Source organism: Streptomyces sp. V1I1 (assembly GCF_030817355.1).
GTDB lineage: Bacteria > Actinomycetota > Actinomycetes > Streptomycetales > Streptomycetaceae > Streptomyces.
The window spans coordinates 253,156-272,954 of the sequence record NZ_JAUSZH010000001.1; the positions used below are offsets into that span (position 1 = coordinate 253,156).

Here is a 19,799-nt window from a genome sequence, read left to right on the forward strand (position 1 = left end):
CGGGCTCCTTACTGCGGTGCTCTTCGGCTCAGGTCCGCTCGGCGAGCTGGGACAAGGCCTCTGTCGCGAGGTTGCGCGCGAGGCCGACCTTGAAAGCGTTGTCGCGCAGCGGTTGCGCCGGTGCGAGTTCAGCGTCGACGGCGCGGCTGATGTTGTCAGTGGTGGGCGACACGCCTAGAAGGTGCGCCTCGGCTCGGCGGGCCCGCCACGGCACGTGGGCAAGGCCGCCGAAGGCCAGCCCCACGTGGCGTACCACTCCGTCGACCACGTCCAGGACGGCCGCGACCGAGGCGAGCGCGAAGGCGTACGAGGCTCGGTCGCGCGCCTTGCGGTAGGCCGAGGGGAGACCTGCCGGGTCGCCGGGCAGCAGCACACTGGTGATGAGTTCGCCGGGCCGGATGACTGTGTCCAGGTCCGGCCGTTCACCGGGAGCCCCGCTCGGCGGGGCGACCCTCCGCCGGAGGGTCCCGGCAGTCGTGCGCGTAGCCGGTCTCCGGGCCGGTTTGCGGCCCACCGCAGCCGTGCGCGGGGTGGTCTCCGTTCCCCGTCCGCCGGTCGGTTCACGGATAGCGTCGCCAGGTCCTTGCCATGCTTGCGTGCGTCGACTACGTCGTCCGCGGGCACCGGTCCGGGCCGGCCGGGCACCAGGTAGACGAATTGAGCCGAGTCGGCCACGGCAGGGATTCACAGAGCAAGGCTCAGCGCCATGGCCAGGAACAAGGCCGCGCAAAGGCCGGCGACAACGAGAATGATGATGATGGGGCCCTTGCTCCATCCACGCGGCGGATCGTCGCGGGGTCCGGCCCCTGAGGCGGTACTCGCTTCCGCCGGAGGGGTCTCCCCAGCTGGTACGGAACCTCCGGGGCTGAGACCGGGGGTATTACGGGGATCTGGGTCCGGGTTGGTGGTATTCATATGGGGCGGGTGCCCGGTACGTCCCTGTTTATGTCGCGTGAGAAACCGCCTGTGGATGTGTTTCCGCGTGAGGGGCGTTTTACAGACGGTGCAAGCGGACGTCGGCCAATTGCCCGTCGGCCACATCAGCGGTCATGTACGTGCAGAAAGGCTCTCGCCGTCTGTCGGTCGGTGAGCCGGGATTGAGCAGCCGCAATCCCCCCGGAGCTGTTGTGTCCCACGGAATGTGGCTGTGCCCGAATACCAGCACGTCCAGGTCGGGAAATCGGTCGGCGCACCTGCGTTCCCGGCCTTGTGCCGGGCCGGTCTCGTGCACCACGCCGAACCGCAGCCCGCCGAGTTCGACCCGAGCCACCTCGGGCAGCCGGACTTGAAGCTCGGGGCCGTCGTTGTTGCCGTAGACGGCAATGAGACGAGCCGAGCGGGACTCCAGGAGGTCGAGGGTCGCGCTGTCGAGCCAGTCGCCGGCGTGGAATACCACGTCGGCGTGGTCAATCCGGTCCATCAGGTCCGCGGGCAGTTGCCGGGCGCGCTTGGGCAGATGTGTGTCCGAGGTCAGGAGCAGGTGCATGGCTCCACGATGCGTGATCCCGGCGCTCTACGCAGTTGCCCTTCCCGTGATCGAAAGATTGAACGCATGGTTACCCACACGAGCGTGTGGCTGTCGCCGAGGCGGACTTTGATGATGGAGGCTGCCCCACACACGCGCCCGGCTGGAAAAGCGCGCGTGGCAGGGCAGCCGTATCGCTGCCGCCGAACGGCACGGGGCGGACGGACCTCCGAAATGCGGCGTCTGCACGTGAGCGGAGCACGACAGGAGCGATGGCTCATCCTGAGGTCCTTCGCGAAGCCCTTCTTCCTTCAAGCACGCGGGAAGGGTTACTCACCGTCGAGGCGGTTGCCCAGCGCCATGCGGGCGCGGGACCGCGGCAGCCGGGCCAGCCGTTGCCCCGCCAGGCATCGCAGCCAGGTGTCCACGGTTTCTCCCTCGGGAGCAGCGGGGTCGTCGGCCACAGACATACGGATTCGAGCGCTCGGCCCAGCGGACGATTGCGGCGGACGACCGGATCGCCGGCTGCGCTACCGGGCGACCAGGAGCGCCTGCGGGGCTGTCGCCTTCATACGGGTCTTCAGCCAACGGATCTGCTCGGCTGTCTCTCCTTGGCAGAGGGCCACCACGTCCAGCAGCTCCTGGTTGCTGAGGGCCTGCGCCGTCTGCTGGATCACGGTCCAGGTGATGTCGGCGAAGTGGGCCAGCACGTAGACGTCGTGCAGATCGCGCAGCAGGCCGAGGCCGCCGCTTCGTTCGCCGGAGAATTCGCTGACGCACAGACGCTCTGGTTCTTCGTCCTCCTGCTTCCCGTAACGCTCGATGACAGGCTGCAGCCGTCCGGCGTGGGCGGTGCATTGAGCGGACATCCGGCGGGCGAGCACGGGGATGTCGGACTCGTCCCTGCGGGACTCGGCCACCTGCCGGAAGGCGTCCGCGAGAGTGCGTTCGGCGTGTTCGAGCATGCCCAGGTAGGTCGGCAGATGCATCGTGCTCACTCCCCTGTGTCGAGGGGCGCGGCCGCGCCGACAGTGGGGGCCGGAGCCGGCCTGCCGTCCCCGGGGCCGAGCCGCGTCAGCCGTACCGCGCTCACCTTGAACACCGGCTGTTTGGAGACCGGGTCCCACACGGTGCGGGTGAGTTCGTTGGCGGCCTGGTGACGGTAGTGGAAGGGCAGGAACACCGTTCCCGGACGAGTGCCGCAGATCCGGGCCGGCAACTGCACCGCCCCGCGCGCCGATTCCAGGCGTACGAGGTCGCCTTCGGCGATCCCGTACGATGCCGCGTCCTGCGGTGCGATCTCCACCCACGGTCCGGGTGCGGCGGCGGCGAGACGGGGAGCCCGCCCCGTCTTGGTGCGGGTGTGCCAGTGGTAGACCGTCCTGCCTGTGGTGCACAGCAACGGGCGCTCCGCGTCAGGCGTCTCCGGCGACGGCTCGTAGGCTGCCGGCCTCAGCCGGGCGCGGCCGTCCAGCCGCAGTGCCTGATGCTCCTGCCGGGTGCAAGTGCCTCCGGTGGCCAGGTCGTGGCCGTAGGTCTGGCACCCGGCGGTGTCGGTGGGGAACCGCCCGTTGGTGTACAGCCGCGTGGCGCCGTCGGGGGCGGTCGGGGTGCATGGCCACCGCAGACCGCCGGGGACTTCACGCAGCTGCCGGTAGCTGATTCCGGTGTAGTCGCAGGGGCGCCCGCGGGAGCAGGCCTGCCACGCCTGGTAGGCGTCCTCTGGGTTCTTCCACGGGATGAGTTCGTTGCCGTCGCGGTCGGTGAAGCCCATCCTGCGTGCGTAGTCGAGCCAGACCATCGCGTGCGTGGGTTCGGCCCAGTGCGGAATCGTGAGCCGGTCGACGTTCCACAGCTCGGCCAGCTCCCGGACGTGTTCTTCGTTGTCCAGTTCCGAAAGCCGGGCAGGTCGCCGTCCGCCCCGCATTCGCGGTTGTTCTGCGCGGTCGGCTGACCATTCATCTGCAGGACTCCGCAGCCGGGACGGCCGATCATCCCTCGCAGCAGATGCAGATTGTTGACCTGGACGGCAGCGGCCCTGGCCTGGTGGGACTGGTAGAAGCCCTGCAGAACGGTGGACAGGACGCGCTCGCTGCGGCCGAAGATCTCGGCGGCCCGCTCGATGTCGGACGCCCCGACACCGCAGATTTCCGCCGCCCACGCGGGCGTGCACTCGGCCACGGCCGAGCGCAGCTCCTCAAATCCCTGCGTATGTTGGCCGACATAGTCCTGATCGATCCGGCCGTCGGCGATGGTCTGATGTAGCAGAGCGTTCATCAGGGCGAGGTTGGTGCCGGGGCGGACCGCCAGATGCACGTCGGTTTCGCGGGCCACAGGCGTCGAGCGCGGGTCGAGGCGCACCAGCAGCGGCCGGTCCGGGCCGCGCAGCCGGTCACGCATACGGGTCCACAGCACCGTGGCCGTCGGAGCCGAAACTCTCCTTGAGGGCCGCCGCAGCCGTGGCGGTGCACATCCGTGTGTTGCCGTCCATGTGCGGCGTGCCGAGACCAGCCTTACCCAGGACGGCGAGGGTGTAGTACTCCTTCAGCATCAGCTGACCGCTGGTGAGAAGCCGTGGGTGAGCGGCCCACCGTCGGCCAGGAGCGCTTGGGAGCGCTTGGGAGCGCTTGGGAGCGCTGGACGATACGGGCCATCGCGTAATCCCAGTCCGTCTCGACGAGTCGGCCGTCCGCGTTCTTGACCAGGGGGCGGGTGAGCCGATCGCCGGACTGCTGGCCTTGCCATCCGAACAGGCCTTTGGGCCCCAGCCGTCCGCGGTTGACCCTGTCGCCCGGTGCGGCCCCGCACGCCCACCATGCGGCCGTGACGAACCGCGATGTCCAGCCCGCATCCATTGCTGCACAGCAGACAGGCCGAGCGCACCCACCGTTCGACCTCCTCGGCCCGTACGCCCTCGGCCAGCCACTGATCCGTCCGAGACGCCCAGGGAGCGCCCCGCCCGCCCGGCGCCGGGGCTCCCCATGGGTCGGCGATGCGGTCTGTCGTCTCGTGAGTCATGCGGCACTCCGAATCCGCTGCTGCCTGCGTAGTGGCCTCGGGTTTCGTCCGCGATCAGGGGTACCCCGCAACTGCGGCCGGAAGGCCGCGGGGGGACCCTGCCCGGGCAGGGGGTAGCCAGGTGCTTACCGTACGTCTCAGATGTCCGGACAGGTCCAGCTGATTTACGTCGACGAAGAGCCGCACCGGACCGCTCCCGCCGCGTGCCTCACGTCGGTGAGGGGTCGGACGGGTCTTGGCACTGCAACGGTGTTTGCGATGCTGCGGGAAGCATCCGGAGGCACCCTGGAAAGGACAGAGCCACCGTGATCAGCAGCAATCTTTCACGAGGTGTCCCGCGCTCCCGACGTGGGTTCAGTGACCGAGCTTCTGCTTCAGTTCGGACTTGTTCATCGAGGAGCGACCCTTGATGTTGCGCTTCCTGGCCTCCTGGTAGAGCTGATCGTAGGTGGGCCCTTCCGCTCCGCTGTGCGAGCGCTCGCCACCGCGCTGTGTCGAAGGCTTGTCCTGCGTCGACGTCTTGCTCGCTGTCTTTGATTCACCCGAGCGGGCCCGTTCCTTGTTCACGGTGCGGGAGGCGATCTCCTTGGCCCGCTCGGTGCTCTCTCCGCGCTGCTCGGCGCTTTCCTTGATGTGCTCGTACTGACGTTCCCGCTTGGGGCTCGAACCTCGTGGCATGACTACTCCTTGCACCAGATGTGGGATGTCCCACCCACCCTGCGCGGCCACAGACACCGCCGCAAAGGGGGGTAGGCAAAGCCGGTACCCCGCCACTCTCCGCCTACACCGACTGCGACGCGCGACGTGGTGAGCAGGTTCTTCACTGGGAGGTCTGGCCGAGCTCGAGGCCCGTCAATGTTGACCGGTTTGTTAGGGAGCTGAGCCGTGCGAACACGTGCCATGTCAGCCGCAGTTCACGGGGCGATCCGCCTGCAGGATGGTTTCCGATCCGTGTGTGAGAGAGGGCCGATCCATGACGACGGCGCGAGAAATCATGACGGGGCGCGCCGAATGCAGCGGCGCGGATGAGAGCGCTCTGGACGCGGCACGCAAGATGAAGCAGCCTCGGGCCGCTGTCCATCTGCGGCACGCACAACAAGCCCCAGGGCATGCTGACCGACCGTGACATCGTGGTGAAGGTCCTTGGCTCCGCCGAGGAACCCGCAGCGGTCAAGGCGGGTGAGCTCGCCCAGGGCGAGGCGGTGACGGTCGACGCCGACGAGATCCTTCGGACAGGCCGAGCACAAGGTGGGCGGCGGCAAGTCTGGGCGACTACCGACCGGGTGGCCCTATGACGTGCTTCCTCCCGCGGAGCAGATCCACCTATGGGCGCGAGGCGAGTGCGAAGTGCGGGGTGATCGGTCGTTGACTTCATGGACTGACGTGGACTGACGATTTCCCCGCGCTGAGCGGCCCCGTGCATTCCGGTAGCAGAGACGCCCACTGTGAAAAGGACAGCGACCGGCGGATTCAAGCTCGGACGTCAGCCTTCAATGCCGGTGGAGCTGTGAGCGGCGCCCACTGGTTTGGATTCGGGTGAGCCGCGCTGGCGAAGGTAGACGGACAAAATGGCCATGGACGCGACCGCGAGGAGCTCCGACTGCCAGTTCTGCAGGGACCGGCTCCAGAAGTCGGCAGAGATCACGTACTCACCCCAGCCGACGGGCGCCTGAAGCTGTCGCAACCGCTGCTCGTTGTAGGCGGCGACTCCCGCGATCGACTGCGCCACCCAGGACAAGAAGAACAGGCTCGCCATCACGAGGCCCAGCGATCGGGAGAACACCGTCTGACGCCAGTCCCGCGTGCTGGCCCAGCGTGGCGAGTCGGGGCGGGCGTGTTCGCCCATCCGTTGATCCTTCTCGGACTCCACGCCGGCCTTGTGCGTCTCTTTCGACTCGGGTGAGCCGCGTTGCAACAGGTAGACGGTGCCGAAGATGTACAGGAAGAACTGCAGGTACTCCGACTGCCAGTTCTCGGTGACGTCCACGGCGAAGTCCGATGACATGAGGTAGTCGCCGAATCCGATCGAGGCGAGGCCGTCGACGGCCGATTGCTGGTTGAACTCGGAATGGCCTGCGACAGCCTGACAGAAGAGGACCAGCAGGAAGGCGATACCGAACACCAAGGTCAGCGAATTGTCACGTACGAACCTGCGCATCTCCTGCTCCCCTCCCCGCGCTCATCGGTGCAGAAGTCCCAGTGTGATGAAATAGGCCAGGCCACCGAGCACCGTGACCAGGCAGAGCGTGAACATGACGCGCACCGAAGGTCAGCCTCCCTTGACCTGGCACTGGTACGGCTTGCCCGCCTCAGGCACGCAGCCGGCGGCGACAACGCGCCAGCCGCCTGGGAACTGCGACAGGAACAGCGTGTCGCCTTGCAGAGTGATCACCGCCTGTTGCCCGTAGACCGCCGTGTCCCGCACCGCACCTCCGTCGGGAAGCTGTTCCTCCTTCAGGGCCGCGTCGCACCGTACCTGGGCAGAATCCTCCAGCTCGCTGCGTGTCTGCGGGGCCAGGAGAGTGCAGGCAACCGCCGCGTCCCCGCCGTGGACGGCCCGCTCGAACTTCTCAACCACAGCGGAAGCGTCCGCACTGCGCGCCTGCGCACCTCCGCACCCGCTCATCGCGCCCAGTAGGAGCAGCAGCGGCACCATCCTGTGCATCGTTGGCCTGTGCAAGCGTCCCTCCATCCGGCGTTATCGGTTGTACGGATCACTGGCGGGGCGTTCTCACTCCTGATGGACTAAAGCACGGACACCCTTCCGTTCGTGGTCACGACCTACAGCAAGCTTCCTCGCACTGGATACTGGTCACTCGCGCGGTGGTCCAATAGCGGCGTCCCATCGCTCGTTCAGCCGCAGTCGTACCCGCCAGGCCGGGCGAGAGAGGTCCGTCCCAGCGTGCTGGGGACCCGGACGCTGAAAGGAAGACAGAGGGTTTGCACATGGGCATCCAGGCCGACAGGAGCCTTCTGTCCGAGTGAAGACCAGCGCGAGGCCGACCAGGGCATTGTTCTGGTGGGCGTTACCGATGCAGGCCGGTCGGCGGGATGCTGAATCGTCATCGGTCCCTGCCGCCTTTCGCGCCGCCTTCCTTGGCGCCGGCCAGGACGTCCGCGACGAGCCGCAGATCGGAGACGAGGCCCTCGTACACCGGCTCGCGGTCGTCGGCACGCAGCACGGCGGACGGGTGGATCGTCGCCACCAGCCCCCGGATCCCCTCGCCGGCCTCACCGTCCTCGTCGAGATCAGGCCAGGGCAGCAGGACGCCGCGCTGTTCAGTCACACGGAAGGCGGACCCGAGCAGGGCCTTTCCTGCGGTCGCGCCGAGCGCCACCACGACCTCCGGGGACACGAGCCGCAGTTCGGCGAGGAGCCAGGGCCTGCAGGCCGTCATCTCGCGCAGGTTCGGGGCTTTGTGAATACGGCGCTTGCCGCCTTCCGGAACGGTGAACTTGAAGTGCTTGACCGCGTTGGTGACGTACGACCGCTCCGGGTCGATGCCCGCGTCTGCGAGGGCCCGCGCCAGCACCTTCCCGGCCGGGCCGACAAAGGGTCTGCCCTGCCGGTCCTCCTGGTCGCCCGGCTGCTCACCCAGGAGCAGTACGCGCGCGCCCGTGTCCCCCTCGCCGAACACGGTCTGCGTCGCCTCCCGGTACAACGGGCATCCGTGACAGTCGGCAGCAGCCTTCCGCAGCCCCGGCAGGCCCGCGCGCCGACCCGGCAGGAACGGCTTGGCGTCGTACACCTGTCCCTCCTGCCCCTCCCCCACGTCAGGTGCCACGTCAGAGGTTCCGCCCATGACAAGCGTGCCGCCGTGCGAACATCTCGCTCCGTGCCCTGGTCAACTTCAGCGCCTTGTGCCCTTGCGGACGCGTTCGGCCGCCTTCGACGCTATTTCCTGCGGCTTGCCGCACAGCTGCTGCCCCGGCCGAAGTCTGCATGGGCCTGTCGCCCGTGATCATGCCGAGGGTCGCCTTCAGCTTGCCCTTGATCTCGTTCGCACTGGCGTTGCCCTTGCTCATCGGGTTCGGTGTCCTCTCCGCCGGAGTCTGCCTTCGGCGTGGTGCGCCACCTGTTCACCCTGCGCCCGCGTGCGAAGCGCCGCAAACGCGCGCCTCGCGTTCCCAGGAGGAGTACGGCGAAGGGGGCCTCCAGAGCCGCACGTGCAGATTGACTCCCCTGAATAGTCCTGGTCAGGCGCACTGGACCGGCCATGTCGTCGTCGAGGCGTCGGTCCACCCACACACGGGGCCGCCCAGAATCCACGAGCATGGCTGCCATCTCTCCACTGGCGGTGAGAAATGTGGCGGACGCCGGCCGACGGCTGCACTGGGCCGCAATAGGTGACGGGGCGGTGCTGTCGGCCCGGCAGAAGCATCCAGCACGGCGGCCAGTACGGCCCGGACAAGGTGACAGAACGCGCGCTGTAGATGATGGTGCCGCTGTAAGTTTCGGCGGTAACCATCAAACGCCCGGCAATTGACGGACACCGAAAGGGTTTCCGGCAGACAGGGAGGGCAACTCGAGGCTCACGGACCAGCCCTGGCCGGAAGGAACCTCGTGGTTGTCACCGTCCTCCTCTTACCTCCTCTACTGCTGTGCGCCCTGCTCGCCCTCGGCCGCTACGAGGAACGCGTACTGGGCGAGCCCGGCCACACCTCACACCGGCGCCATCTGCACGCCGTACCGGAACCCACGCCGCTCCACCGGCCACAGCAAGGGCGGCGCGTGGGTGAGGCTGTCGGCCCGGCGTCTGCCAGCCGCCCAACGGGCTTCCCTCGGTGCGCCGTCATGCGGACAAGGTGCCGGTCTCCCCGCGCCAGGCGGGGGTGAGCCGGAGTCGTCACCGCATGGCCGTTGGCCCGCCCGGTCCTCCCCGCGCAGGCGGGGGTGAGCCGCCATCGCCTCCGCTTCGGTCGCAGGCAGGGCATCGGCCGCATCCGCAGGCTGGCCGTTTGTCCCCGGCCTGGAACGTCCACCGGCCGGTCGCTGCTGGTCAATAAGGGCACGGCGCTTTGGCCCGCCACTTCGACGGGGAAGCGGGTCACAGTGCCCTTCCCGCGCCGATGTCGTACACGGCCTTGGAGGCGCATGAAGGCCGCGATGTAGCCGGACGTCGACCACAGGACAACGGAGGGACTTCTACAGCACCTCGCCCACGGGCCTCGCGGCGGGCCAGGTATGAGCCCAGCAGCCTCGGGCGAGCCTCCGACTCGGCATGAACACAAGCACCGCTAACGGTCACACGCCCATCCTGGCGGAACTGGCAGAACTGGCTCGTCCGGGAACTGGCTCGCTCGCACGGCGACCAGCGTTTCACTGGTTGGGTTCAGCCGAGCTGATGTCGCCCAGCGTCGAGTCGGGGTCGCGTTCGATGGCCAGGTCGCCGAGGGAGATGATGCCCACCGGGCGCCCGTTATCGACGACCGGCAGCCGGCGTACTGCCCGTTGCCTCATCAGCTGCACGGCGCGGTCGATGTCGTCGTCGGGGGAGACGGCGACCAGGTCGGCGCTGCAGGCCGCCGACACGGTGGTGTCTTCGATGTTCTTCCTGTCGGCAAGGACCCGCACCACCAGGTCCCGGTCGGTGACCAGGCCGCGCAGCTGTTCGTCCTCCACGACGAGGACCGCCCCGATGTCTTCCTCACGCATCCGCCGGGCGACCTCGGTCACTGACGTCTGCGGTCCCACCGCGGCGGGAGTTCCCGTCATGATCTCGCGGACTTGCTGAGCCATTGCTCCACCCTTGATCGGCAAGGAAATCCGGCCCGCAGAGCGGGCACGCTGGTCGGGTACCCCCACCACGCGCTCCACGCACCCGAAGAATGGAAGCGGGCCTTGAGAAGGCGAGCACGAGACGCCGGTACCAGATGCGGCACGCCTGCCGGCTGATCCCGAAGTATCGGCAGTTCAGCGCAACGTTGCCCGTGACCTCTTCGACGTGACTATGACCGCCAGGCCCCGCTTGGCCTCACGATCGAGAGCGGGGATGGACTTCGACATGCACGATCTCCGTAGTCGCCGGAGACCCAGGTGTTAACGATGTCCGTCAGTTTTAGACCGACGCAGAAGGCCCCGGCTACCGACAGAGGGGAGTCAGGGCTTGTGGCACGGGAGAGAACCAGGGGAGCCACCGCTCCCGTGCTCTACGGACACTACCGATCCCCGCGCGGAGGACCGTGCAGCCGGGCGTACTCCAAATGACTGACCGCCGGCAGAGGCGGGTTTGGACGAACAATGGTGCTGCGAAGCAGGTGCTGCGAAGCGCGGGCACCTTTCCTGATGCCCGATCAGGTGCCTCGCCTCCGTACTGGGAGCGCACGCATGGTGCCACGCCGCTGAGGAAAAGAGCCATGCCGATTCGCCCGACCCCGAGATCAGGTCCCGCTTCCAGGACACCGAAACTCCCCGGCAACGCAGGTCGTCGGAGCCGCGTCGCCGCAGTTCGGCGGCCGGGTGCAGCCGAGTTCTGCGCTCCCCTCTCGCCTGCCGCATTACGCCGGGAGCTCACGGCGCCTGCGCCTCACCGTCGGCCGTGCGGACCGGAAGGCGGGATGCGCCGATGGCCTCGGGCATGGCCGCCGCGCCGTCCTCGCCGGACGCATCGTGTGGGGTGCCACCCGTGGTTAGCCCCGTCGGATCAATCGGGGGCAGGCCGCGTTAGCCGGGGGCGATGCCGGGGAACTCGTGACCCGCCGGACGGAATACCGGCCGGCAACGGCAGGTCACGTGAGGAAAGCTTGGGGGCGCTGTGGGACACGGCGCAGACGTCATCAAGGAGCTGACCACCGATCATCGTGAGGCCGATGGCCTCTTCGGGCAGATCCAGGCGGCCACAGCCGGGACTTCCGAGCGCAGGCTGCTGTTGGATCAGCTGACCATCGAGCTGGTGCGGCACTCGGTCGCCGAGGAGCAGCATCTCTACCCGGCCCACCTCACCGGCGGCGACGCCATCGCGGACGACGAGCTCGCCGACCACGCCCACCGTGAGGAGAGAGCCGACGTGACGACCGCACGAGAGATCATGACGCCTGGAACCGAGTGCATCGGAGCCGAAGAAACCGTCCTGCAGGCCACTGAGAAGATGACCGAGCTCGGCGTGGGTACGCTGCCGACCTGCGGCACCGACAAAGAGCTCAAAGGGATGCGCACCGACCGGGACATCGTGGTGAAGGGCCTCGGCAAAGGCAAGGACCCTGCCCAGACCAAGGCCGGAGAGCTGGCGCAGGGCGAGGCGGTGACCATCGGCGCCGACGACGTTGAAGAAATTCTGGCCACGATGGGGGAGCACAAGATCCGCCGTCTGCCCGTCATTGACGGCCACGACCTGGTCGGGATGGTCGCCCAGGCCGATGTCGCCCGTGCCCTCCCCGACCCGCAGGTCGGCGACCTCCTCAACGCCCTGTCCACCGACTGACGCGCATCACAGCGAACGAACGCTACCGACGTTCTGCCAGGTAAGAAGGGAAGTGAGTCCGTGACTGAACGCATCTGGGAGTACCAGCCCAGGTCGGGGTATGACCTGGGGATTGACCTGGTTGGTTTCAAGGTCGAGGCGACCGACGGCCACATCGGCAAGATCGACAAGCAGTCTGACGAGGTCGGTTCCGCCCACATTGTCGTCGACATCGGAATGTGGATCTTCGGCAAGCATGTGTTGCTCCCGGCCGGGACGGTCACCCGTATTGACCAGGCTGAGGAAACGGTCTACCTCAACCGCACCAAGGACCAAATCAAGGACGCTCCCGAGTTCGAGCAGGCAAAGTACTCGGGCGACGCCAGCTACCTCGAGCACTTCGCCAGGTACTACGGGCAGCCCCATATGTGACGGCTTCCTCATGAAGCCGGCGATGTCAGCTCGCCGGATGGCTGTCCTGCTGGTCACCGGTTCCCACGGACGCATCTGCCTACGCCGACTGGCCCTGGGACCGGTGAGCGCAGATGGCGTCGCCGGCGTCGGTCGGGTGGTCGATGGCCCAGGCCAGGCAGGCCTCGCGGTTCGGGCAGCGCAGGCAGGCCAGTTGGGCAGCGGCTCGGTCGTTCGTGTCGTCGCTGGTCCACCAGTCGGGGTCGGTGTCCGGGCCTGGCAGGGCTCGGCGCCGGTGAACTGCGGGTACGGGGCGAGGCGGGCGCTCACGACGTCGCTCCGCTCGGGCGGACCACGTGCATGTCGCCGTTGCGGTCGGCGTGGGTGTGGGCGTCGCCGCCGAGCTCGCCGGCGCTCTGGTCGGCGATGAGGGGTGTTGTCGTGCCTGCTGGCGGAGATGGTCTCCAGCGCGGTGGCCGGGCGGTCGGCGCACCGGCGGCAGGAGGTGACGGCAGTACGGGGCGGTGCGGTGTTCACGACTTCCGCTCCCCCTCGTTGTCGAGGGCGCCGACGGTGGGCAGCAAGAACTCCAAGGGCTCCCAGTCCTCGAGCTCGTACAACTCCAGCAGGTCCACGCCGAACTCGGCGCCTTCTGAGTGGTCGTTGAGCTCCAGGTCCTTGTCGGGAAGAGCGCAGGCATAGCCTCCTGGAAGTCGACGGCCGCGTCGAGGTCGACGTACGCGACGAAGACGCCGGTGTCGGTGCGCTCCAGGACGTACAGCCGCCGGACGGGGGCTTCTTCGGGGCCGACGTCCGCGCGGCGTACCCAGGTCTGGCGGGTGGCAGCGATGACGGCCGGGTCGCCGGCGTCGGCCAGCTCGGTGATCCGCTGGTAGGCCTCGGCGCGGGTGATCCTGCGCGACGAACCCATCGAAGCCGTGTACTGCTACCGCTCCCTGGACGGCAGCGGATTCCTGTGCAATGAGGACTGGGACACCTCCCCCGCGCGCGTCGGTGCCGCCGAACCGGCACTGCGCGCTGAGGTCGACGAGCACCTCCAGGAGGTGACCGGGCCAGCGGGAGCCGAGCACCTGCTCACCCCCTTGGGCTATCTCGGAGAGTCGTCACAGAGCGAGCGAGACGCCCTATGCCACCAGTGAGTGAGACCAGCCGGGCCAGAACCCATCCGGGAGTCACGCGCAGGACGGCGTCAGGGGGTTCCCATGCCGGATGAGCCTCTCCAACTGCCCACCTGTGCCAGGCCCTCACATCGGCTCCTGCAGGCGGCCCAGTGGGTGCCGGCGCTGGTGGCGCTGCTGACCGCCGCCGCAATCCTGGCCTTGATCGCAATGGGCAACACGGAGCCAATCCAAGCCGTCGCCGCTTTCGGCGCCGCAACGGCTGTTGGCGGTGCAGCAACGACCGTGACCGTCACCATCGTCCGCCGTTGAGATCCTGGGGTGGAGGCTGCCCACTCCACCCCACTCCCCCGCAGTGCAAGGCCACCGCGGTGGCCACCAACTCGCCGTTCGCCGAGTGGGACAAGATCTTCGACGACCCGAGGCTCTGCGCGGCCTTCGCCGACCGAATCGCCTTCCGCTGCACGCTGATCCAGACCCGGACTGAGTCCTATCGGTTCCAGGCCACCGAAGCCGAGCGCAAGGCCCACACGGCATCCTCCCCCGAACCTGCACCTAGCCTCAACGTAACGCAGGGTGATCGGGAACGGTTCAGGCGCGCGCCGTCCCGATTTCCTGCTCAGCTCTCCGTGTTGGGCTCTGTCATTGTGGCTACTTTTGTTGCAGCCTCGTGCAGGAGGCCCGGGGCCAGGCGGCGGTGGATGGCGGAGAGCGGGTGCCAGATGAGGCGGCCGAGGGATTTGTCGTAGTGCAGGTAGGTGGCCAGGGAGACCTGCCCTTCGGCGGTGTGGACTACGAGGTTGCAGCTCAGGAACCCGGAGGCGGTTTCGAGACGGATCCAGCTGTCGCCGCGTGCGGCGATGCGCCAGCCGGCCACCGTGTGCGGGGAACGGCCTGGGCTGAGGCGGAGACCTAGAAACCCGCGCCAGATCAGCTTTTCGGCGGCGCTGGGGACGTCGCCGAACATCGCCCGGGCCCACTGCTCCGGGGTCGCGTCGAGGCCGGTTTCGAGGATGAACAAGTCGACGTAGTCGATGTCAGGCAGCGAGCTGAGGGCGAGGACGGACGCCGAGACGTTGTACGTCCCCACGGCGCCGTGGACCGTGGCCGAGCCGTTGCGGTTCTGCCACGCGCGTTCCCACTGGCGGGTCAGCGCCGGGTAGACGACGCGATGCCGGAACGGGGCGATGGCGGCCATGTACAGGCGTCCGAGCAGGCCGTTGGGCTTGACGAGGACGGCCATGCGCAGCTCGTGCCCGCCGGTGGCGGCCGGGGCCCAGCCGAGGTGCATGACCGCGTGGACGGTCTTGTTCGCCAGCTCGCGGGCGCACTCGTTGCCGAGCTCGTACACCGAGGTGAACGGGGAGTCCCCGGCGACCGAGCCGCCGGCGGTCTCGCGGAGATCGCGTGGCAGACGGTCGCGCAGGGGCGCTACGCGCGCCGCCCTGGGCTCGTCCCATCCGAAGAGGGCGCCAAGCTTCCAGAGCAGCGCGAACAGGAACCGTACCGGCCAGGAGCCAGTCCCCGGTCCGCCGGCCGCCTGCATCGCGGCGAGCATCACCGGGAAGTCGTCCGGTCCGGCTCCGGGCGCGCGGAAGGCCCACACGTCCTCCAGCCGGAAGTCGGGGGTGAGCTCGTGGATCCGCCACGGCTGATCGGTGTGGGCTGTGCCAGGGAGCCTCATTGCCACTGCAGCCTTCCCTACCTCGAGATATACGCTGACGTATAAGGCGAGGCTAGCGCGCGTTATACGCTGGCGTATATATGACCGAGAAGTGAGGTGACGCACATGGTGGGCGCGGTTCGCACCCCGCGTGAGCGATGGGTCGAGGAGGGGCTGCGGGCGCTGGCCGCCGGCGGCCCGGACGCCGTTCGCGTGGAGGCGCTGGCGAAGCGGCTGGGCGTCACCAAGGGCGGCTTCTACGGCTACTTCGCCGACCGTGACGCGCTGCTCGGGGCGATGCTGGACAGCTGGGAGCGGGAGAGCACCGACGAGGTGATCGATCGCGTCGAGCGTGAGGGCGGCGACCCGAAGACCAAGATCCATCGCGCGGGCGTGCTCACCTTCTCCAGCGACCGCCTGCTCCCCATCGACCTCGCGATCCGCGACTGGGCCCGCCGCGACGAGGCGGTCGCCGCACGGTTGCGCCGGGTGGACAACCGGCGCATGGCGCTGCTGCGCGAGATGATCGGCACCTTCTGCGCCGATCCCGACGAGGTCGAGGCCCGCAGCCTGCTCGCCTTCTGCGTGGCGATCGGCGCGCACTTCCTCGTCGCCGACCACGACGGCCGCTCCCGGGCCCAGGTCCTCGCCCGCGCTGGCGATCTACTGCTCGACCGCCCTAGCGGTGGCGGTACCAGTTGAGGGTCGCGGCCACGGCCTCGGCGTGCGGGGCGGCCTCGACCGGCCCGAAATCCTTGCGTAGGACGGAATCGTCGGGCGATGAACGAGCGGTCGGCTTACGGCGGTTCGGTCTCTTCCAGATCCTGCTCGACGGCTGGGCCGATAGGCGACGGAAGTACAACGGCATTCTATCCGCACTACTGTGACCTGCAAGATCTCGCCCGCCTGGCCGAGAGCGGCGAACCGCACGAGCGGTATCAACTGAGCCTGGGTGACACCTTCGACCACATGCAGGTCGACGCCGAGATGACCAACCGCGCGATCCTGTTCAGCTTCCGCTCCCGAGACGAGAATGCGCATTGGCGCGAAGCACAGGTAGACAAGGGAGAGTTCCGCACCGTCTGGAGACAGGCCGCAGCCCGCATCGAGGCGATCCTTGCCCAGGCCAACGAGTCCTGACTCGTCGCCCAGACAAGCGCTGATGTTGAACCTGGCTGCACGAATCACGCCGATCAGTCGGCAGCCTGAAGCCCCTCGCTGACCACTTGGGTTCTAGCGGTCGTCGCAACGCCTCAGCTCAGGGGATGCGATGGACTTCGAGATCCGTGGGGATCGCAAGCCGCAGGGGCCCAGGAAGCTCCGTGGTGAGCGGGCGGAATACTTCCGGCTCGTGCAACAGGGCTACAGCAACAAAGAAGCATCCCGGCTTGTCGGCGTGCATGAGCGGACCGGTCGCGAGTGGCGTCATGGCCGGACGGATCCGCAGAGGCTTCGGGCGCCCGCTCACATCGAGCGGGCGCCCGTTGCCGCACCGTCCCGGTACTTGAGCGAGACCGAGCGCATCCACATCGCCGACCGCTTGCGGGAGAAGGCCACCGTCCGGGCGATCGCCGCCGAACTGGGCCGCAGCCCGTCCACCGTCAGCCGGGAGATCCACCGCAACCGCAGTCCCGGCCGAGGCAGCCAGTGGCACTACCGCCCACACGCCGCCCAGGCCCGCGCGGATGCCCGCCGGCCCCGCCCCAAGCCCGGCAAGATCGGTCGGAACACCGCACTGCGGGACTTCATCCAGGACGGCCTGGACCTGAAGTGGAGCCCGGAACAGATCTGCGAGAGTCTGCGCCGGACCTTCCCCGACCAGCCGGAGATGCACGTGGTGCACGAGACGATCTACCAGGCCCTGTACGTTCAGGGCCGCGGAGAACTGCGCCGCGAGCTGGCCCGGGCCCTTCGCTCGGGCCGCGCCCGCCGCCGCCCGCAGCGCCAGGCGGCCTGTCGTCAGCCGCGCTTCACGCATCCGATGGTCATGATCAGCGAACGCCCGGCAGAGGCGGAGGACCGGGCGGTGCCCGGCCACTGGGAAGGGGACCTGATCATCGGGATGGACAACCGCTCAGCGATCGGCACCCTCGTCGAACGGGCGACCCGCTACGTGATGCTGGTGCACCTGCCTGACGGCCGCAGCGCAGCGCACATGCGCGACGCGCTGGTGGAGACCGTGAAGACCCTGCCGTCGCATCTGACACGCTCGCTGACCTGGGACCAGGGATCGGAGATGGCCGCCCACCATGCCTTCAGCGTCGCCACCGACATCCCGGTCTACTTCTGCGACCCCGCCAGTCCCTGGCAGCGCGGCTCGAACGAGAACACAAACGGCCTGCTGCGGCAGTACTTCCCCAAGGGAACCGACCTGTCCGTCCACACCCGCGAGCAACTGGCCGCTGTCGCCGCCGAACTCAACGGCCGCCCACGCAAAACGCTCGGCTGGGAAACCCCAGCCGAGCGCCTGCATAAACTGCTCGCCGCCTGACACAACCGATCACGTGTTGCGACGATCCCTAGAAACCGCCACCATCAAGTGGCGGTCGGTCTAATCCACGGGGCCGCCGACGACCGCCCCTGCAGAGAGCCATCCACCGTCTGCTCGATCATCGAGGACGCCTGAGGCGAGGTAGAAACCCCCGCTCGGGCCGGGCCCTTCCAAACGCGCCTGTCAGGGACACAGGCCAGCAGGGCCCGGGACCGCCAACTTACTCGCTTCCCACCGCATCGTTACCGCAGCCACTCCCGGGCCCCACCCGGCACCGCCGGATGTCACCCGATGGGGGTGGCTCCCATTTCCGTTGCCGATCATGAACCTGTGTCGATGTCCGTGGTCTTCACGGATGGAGCAACGTGGCTCTCGTTCCCGTTGCCCGGGTGGCTTCCGTTCACCGGTTCAGGCACAGATTCCGTGAAGTCGATCGTGCTGCCGTGCGCCGGTGACGCTCCGTCGCATGCGGCGTCATCCTTCGGCTGTGTGAGAACTTGCTGGAGCTGATGTTCCCGCACCTGGTTACGGTGCTGGTGGAACACGTGGTGGTGGAGAGCGGCGTGCTACGGATCGCGGCGAGCACGACGGGACAGTGGCCGTCTGTCCGGGGTGCGGTTCGGCGTCGACTCGGGTGCACAGCCGCTATGGGCGCAGGATCGCCGATGCGCCGGTCGGCGCCCGGCCGGTGCTCATCGATTTGTCGGTGCGCCGGCCGTTCTGCGACAACGGCGGCTGTGCACGGGTGACGTTCGCCGAGCAGGTGGACGGGCTGACCAGCCGCTACGGTCGGCGAACGCCCGTCCTGCAGCGGGTGATCGGCGCACTCGGTGTCGTCCTGGCCGCTCGCGCCGTGGCCCGTCTGACGCTGCTGCTGGGCATTGTGGTCAGCCGGATGACCGTGCTGCGCGTGGTGATGGCGCTGCCGGAGCCGGCCTGGGCGGTGCCGCGGGTGCTGGGGGTGGACGAGTTCGCCACCCGGAAGGGCCGCCGGTACGGCACCATCCTGATCGACTGCGAGATCCGCCAGCCCCTGGACCTGCTGCCCGATCGCGAGGCCGGGACCCTGGCCGCCTGGCTGCGCGAGCACCCCGGCGTCGAGATCGTCTGCCGTGACCGTGCGGCGTTCTTCGCCGAGGGCGCTCGCGCTGGCGCCTCGCAGGCCCAGCACTGCGCGGACAAATGGCATGTGTGGCACAACCTCGGCGAAGCCGTCGAACGCCTCGTCTCCCGCCACCGCGCTCTCCTGCGTGACCTCGTCGAGCCCGAACCGGTGCCCGAGTCACAACCGGAGCCCGAGCCGGCCCCGGTCAGGGAGAAGCCGCCCGAGCCCTACCCGCCGGGGAAGTTCCTCGACCGGCTCCGTGACACCCACGCCGCGGTCCGCGCCCAGGTCGAGCAGGGCCTGAGCCTGCGCGAAGTCGCCCGTCGACTCGGGCTGGGCCGCAACACCGTGCGCAAGTACGCCCGCGCCGCCACCCCGGAGGCGATGCTGCACGGCCAGTGGCAAGACCGGACCAGCAAGCTCGACCCATACCGGCCCTACCTGGAGCAACGCATCACCGAGGGCTGCACGAACCTGTCCCGGCTCCACCGCGAGATCCAGGAACGCGGCGCCCGATGCAGTAACAGCACCCTGCGCGACTACGTCCACCCGTTGCGTCCCAGACGCCGACCCGCCTCCGGCCGGCCGCCGATGGCCCGGCCGCCCTCGCCCCGCGAGGCCACCCGCTGGATCATGAGCCATCCCGACCACCTGCGCACGGATGACCAATTGCAGCTCAAGGCGCTGCTGGCCCGCTCGCCCGAGCTCACGGCCGCCACCGGCCACGTCCGCACCTTCGCGACCATCATGAGCAACCGCGAAGGCGACCGGCTGCGCGGGTGGATCGCCAACGTCTGCGCCGACGAGCAGTGCGGCCTGACCTCCTTCGCCGCCGGACTGATCCCCGACCTCGACGCAGTCATCTACGGGCTGAGCACGGAGTGGAGCTCCGGCCCGGTCGAGGGCAGAGTCAATGATCTCAAGGCTCTCAAAAGGGCCTTATTCGGGCGGTCCGGGCTCCCGCTCCTCCGCAAGAAGGTTCTGCTCATCGCCGCCAGCCGCAGAGCGAAATCCGCATCCGAGCCGAAACATCCTTGACCGCCAGCTCACAGCCCCACGGCTGGAGCCTCGGCCGCGCGGGGCGTCTGGCTCCGGCAGGAATGGCCG

General features: G+C 68.4%; 19 protein-coding genes and 3 pseudogenes. 10 read left to right on the top strand and 12 right to left on the bottom strand.

The window, feature by feature from the left end; translation table 11 throughout:
• Positions 1–28: 28 nt before the first annotated feature.
• From QFZ67_RS01310 to QFZ67_RS01345, 6 genes and pseudogenes are all read right to left on the bottom strand, one after another.
• A pseudogene (locus QFZ67_RS01310) lies at positions 29–469 on the bottom strand (xanthine dehydrogenase family protein subunit M); the annotation flags it as partial.
• Positions 470–684: 215 nt separating this feature from the next.
• Complete coding sequence (locus QFZ67_RS38955; protein ID WP_373429919.1) at positions 685–1,041, bottom strand: DUF6480 family protein; 357 nt, start codon at positions 1,039–1,041, stop codon at positions 685–687.
• On the bottom strand, positions 995–1,486 hold the full coding sequence (locus QFZ67_RS01320; protein WP_307659246.1) for a metallophosphoesterase: 492 nt from the start codon (positions 1,484–1,486) through the stop codon (positions 995–997). Before QFZ67_RS01320 ends, QFZ67_RS38955 begins: the two co-directional genes overlap by 47 nt.
• 509 nt (positions 1,487–1,995) lie before the next feature.
• Positions 1,996–2,454, bottom strand: a complete 459-nt coding sequence (locus QFZ67_RS01325; protein ID WP_307659247.1) for a hypothetical protein — start codon at positions 2,452–2,454, stop codon at positions 1,996–1,998.
• A gap of 5 nt (positions 2,455–2,459) precedes the next feature.
• Positions 2,460–4,483 (bottom strand): annotated as a pseudogene (locus QFZ67_RS38960) (molybdopterin oxidoreductase family protein).
• A 354-nt stretch (positions 4,484–4,837) separates the two neighbouring features.
• Positions 4,838–5,161 carry a plasmid stabilization protein gene (locus QFZ67_RS01345; protein WP_307659250.1) on the bottom strand — a complete coding sequence of 108 codons (324 nt, stop codon included), beginning with the start codon at positions 5,159–5,161 and terminating at the stop codon, positions 4,838–4,840.
• Positions 5,162–5,592: 431 nt separating this feature from the next.
• On the opposite strand from QFZ67_RS01345, the gene QFZ67_RS01350 reads away from it, so the two are divergent.
• A complete protein-coding gene (locus tag QFZ67_RS01350; protein WP_307659251.1) occupies positions 5,593–5,778 on the top strand; it encodes a hypothetical protein in 186 nt (61 codons plus the stop codon).
• 188 nt (positions 5,779–5,966) lie between these two features.
• Here QFZ67_RS01350 and QFZ67_RS01355 read toward each other — a convergent pair whose 3' ends face one another.
• The 4 genes from QFZ67_RS01355 to QFZ67_RS01370 all read right to left on the bottom strand — a co-directional run bounded on the left by QFZ67_RS01355 (position 5,967) and on the right by QFZ67_RS01370 (position 10,223).
• Positions 5,967–6,641: a DUF6766 family protein gene (locus tag QFZ67_RS01355; protein WP_307659252.1), complete on the bottom strand. Its 675-nt coding sequence runs from the start codon at positions 6,639–6,641 to the stop codon at positions 5,967–5,969.
• Between the two features lie 111 nt (positions 6,642–6,752).
• Positions 6,753–7,163, bottom strand: a complete 411-nt coding sequence (locus QFZ67_RS01360; protein ID WP_307659253.1) for a hypothetical protein — start codon at positions 7,161–7,163, stop codon at positions 6,753–6,755.
• Positions 7,164–7,545: 382 nt separating this feature from the next.
• The gene (locus QFZ67_RS01365) at positions 7,546–8,286 is read right to left on the bottom strand and encodes a UdgX family uracil-DNA binding protein (protein WP_307659254.1); all 741 of its coding nucleotides are present in this window, start codon (positions 8,284–8,286) and stop codon (positions 7,546–7,548) included.
• 1,517 nt (positions 8,287–9,803) lie between these two features.
• Positions 9,804–10,223 (bottom strand): CBS domain-containing protein, encoded by a 420-nt coding sequence (locus QFZ67_RS01370; protein WP_307659255.1) that lies wholly within the window; start codon positions 10,221–10,223, stop codon positions 9,804–9,806.
• 1,015 nt (positions 10,224–11,238) lie between these two features.
• Between QFZ67_RS01370 and QFZ67_RS38965 the strand changes: the two genes are divergently transcribed.
• Together QFZ67_RS38965 and QFZ67_RS01385 are read left to right on the top strand one after the other, a co-directional pair.
• Complete coding sequence (locus QFZ67_RS38965; protein ID WP_373429920.1) at positions 11,239–11,904, top strand: CBS domain-containing protein; 666 nt, start codon at positions 11,239–11,241, stop codon at positions 11,902–11,904.
• Positions 11,905–11,964: 60 nt separating this feature from the next.
• Positions 11,965–12,315: a PRC-barrel domain-containing protein gene (locus tag QFZ67_RS01385; protein WP_307659256.1), complete on the top strand. Its 351-nt coding sequence runs from the start codon at positions 11,965–11,967 to the stop codon at positions 12,313–12,315.
• A gap of 79 nt (positions 12,316–12,394) precedes the next feature.
• Here QFZ67_RS01385 and QFZ67_RS38970 read toward each other — a convergent pair whose 3' ends face one another.
• Positions 12,395–12,787, bottom strand: coding sequence for a WhiB family transcriptional regulator (locus QFZ67_RS38970; RefSeq protein WP_373430191.1), 393 nt, complete (start codon positions 12,785–12,787; stop codon positions 12,395–12,397).
• A gap of 415 nt (positions 12,788–13,202) precedes the next feature.
• Between QFZ67_RS38970 and QFZ67_RS01390 the strand changes: the two genes are divergently transcribed.
• From QFZ67_RS01390 to QFZ67_RS38975, 3 genes and pseudogenes are all read left to right on the top strand, one after another.
• Complete coding sequence (locus QFZ67_RS01390) at positions 13,203–13,454, top strand: hypothetical protein (RefSeq protein WP_307659257.1); 252 nt, start codon at positions 13,203–13,205, stop codon at positions 13,452–13,454.
• A 63-nt stretch (positions 13,455–13,517) separates the two neighbouring features.
• Complete coding sequence (locus QFZ67_RS01395) at positions 13,518–13,745, top strand: hypothetical protein (protein WP_307659258.1); 228 nt, start codon at positions 13,518–13,520, stop codon at positions 13,743–13,745.
• Between the two features lie 59 nt (positions 13,746–13,804).
• Positions 13,805–13,927, top strand: a pseudogene (locus tag QFZ67_RS38975) (ATP-binding protein); the annotation flags it as partial.
• Positions 13,928–14,052: 125 nt separating this feature from the next.
• Here the strand turns inward: QFZ67_RS38975 and QFZ67_RS38980 are convergent.
• On the bottom strand, positions 14,053–15,117 hold the full coding sequence (locus QFZ67_RS38980; protein WP_373430192.1) for a DUF2867 domain-containing protein: 1,065 nt from the start codon (positions 15,115–15,117) through the stop codon (positions 14,053–14,055).
• 105 nt (positions 15,118–15,222) lie between these two features.
• Between QFZ67_RS38980 and QFZ67_RS01405 the strand changes: the two genes are divergently transcribed.
• The 4 genes from QFZ67_RS01405 (at position 15,223) to QFZ67_RS01420 (ending at position 19,730) form a co-directional block, all read left to right on the top strand.
• The gene (locus QFZ67_RS01405; RefSeq protein WP_307659259.1) at positions 15,223–15,798 is read left to right on the top strand and encodes a TetR/AcrR family transcriptional regulator; all 576 of its coding nucleotides are present in this window, start codon (positions 15,223–15,225) and stop codon (positions 15,796–15,798) included.
• Positions 15,799–15,876: 78 nt separating this feature from the next.
• Positions 15,877–16,236: a hypothetical protein gene (locus QFZ67_RS01410; protein WP_307659260.1), complete on the top strand. Its 360-nt coding sequence runs from the start codon at positions 15,877–15,879 to the stop codon at positions 16,234–16,236.
• 130 nt (positions 16,237–16,366) lie between these two features.
• Positions 16,367–17,587, top strand: coding sequence for an IS30 family transposase (locus QFZ67_RS01415; RefSeq protein WP_307659261.1), 1,221 nt, complete (start codon positions 16,367–16,369; stop codon positions 17,585–17,587).
• Between the two features lie 634 nt (positions 17,588–18,221).
• Entirely contained in the window at positions 18,222–19,730 is a 1,509-nt protein-coding gene (locus QFZ67_RS01420) for an ISL3 family transposase (RefSeq protein WP_307659262.1), read from the top strand.
• Positions 19,731–19,799: the final 69 nt, after the last annotated feature.

Bases quoted from the DNA above. Each gene is read 5' to 3' on its own strand.
- QFZ67_RS38955 (WP_373429919.1), bottom strand. From the start codon at position 1,041: ATGTGGCCGACGGGCAATTGGCCGACGTCCGCTTGCACCGTCTGTAAA.
- QFZ67_RS01320 (WP_307659246.1), bottom strand. From the start codon at position 1,486: ATGCACCTGCTCCTGACCTCGGACACACATCTGCCCAAGCGCGCCCGG.
- QFZ67_RS01325 (WP_307659247.1), bottom strand. From the start codon at position 2,454: ATGCATCTGCCGACCTACCTGGGCATGCTCGAACACGCCGAACGCACT.
- QFZ67_RS01345 (WP_307659250.1), bottom strand. From the start codon at position 5,161: ATGCCACGAGGTTCGAGCCCCAAGCGGGAACGTCAGTACGAGCACATC.
- QFZ67_RS01350 (WP_307659251.1), top strand. From the start codon at position 5,593: ATGCTGACCGACCGTGACATCGTGGTGAAGGTCCTTGGCTCCGCCGAG.
- QFZ67_RS01355 (WP_307659252.1), bottom strand. From the start codon at position 6,641: ATGCGCAGGTTCGTACGTGACAATTCGCTGACCTTGGTGTTCGGTATC.
- QFZ67_RS01365 (WP_307659254.1), bottom strand. From the start codon at position 8,286: ATGGGCGGAACCTCTGACGTGGCACCTGACGTGGGGGAGGGGCAGGAG.
- QFZ67_RS01370 (WP_307659255.1), bottom strand. From the start codon at position 10,223: ATGGCTCAGCAAGTCCGCGAGATCATGACGGGAACTCCCGCCGCGGTG.
- QFZ67_RS01395 (WP_307659258.1), top strand. From the start codon at position 13,518: ATGCCGGATGAGCCTCTCCAACTGCCCACCTGTGCCAGGCCCTCACAT.
- QFZ67_RS38980 (WP_373430192.1), bottom strand. From the start codon at position 15,117: ATGAGGCTCCCTGGCACAGCCCACACCGATCAGCCGTGGCGGATCCAC.
- QFZ67_RS01405 (WP_307659259.1), top strand. From the start codon at position 15,223: ATGGTGGGCGCGGTTCGCACCCCGCGTGAGCGATGGGTCGAGGAGGGG.
- QFZ67_RS01410 (WP_307659260.1), top strand. From the start codon at position 15,877: ATGAACGAGCGGTCGGCTTACGGCGGTTCGGTCTCTTCCAGATCCTGC.
- QFZ67_RS01415 (WP_307659261.1), top strand. From the start codon at position 16,367: ATGGACTTCGAGATCCGTGGGGATCGCAAGCCGCAGGGGCCCAGGAAG.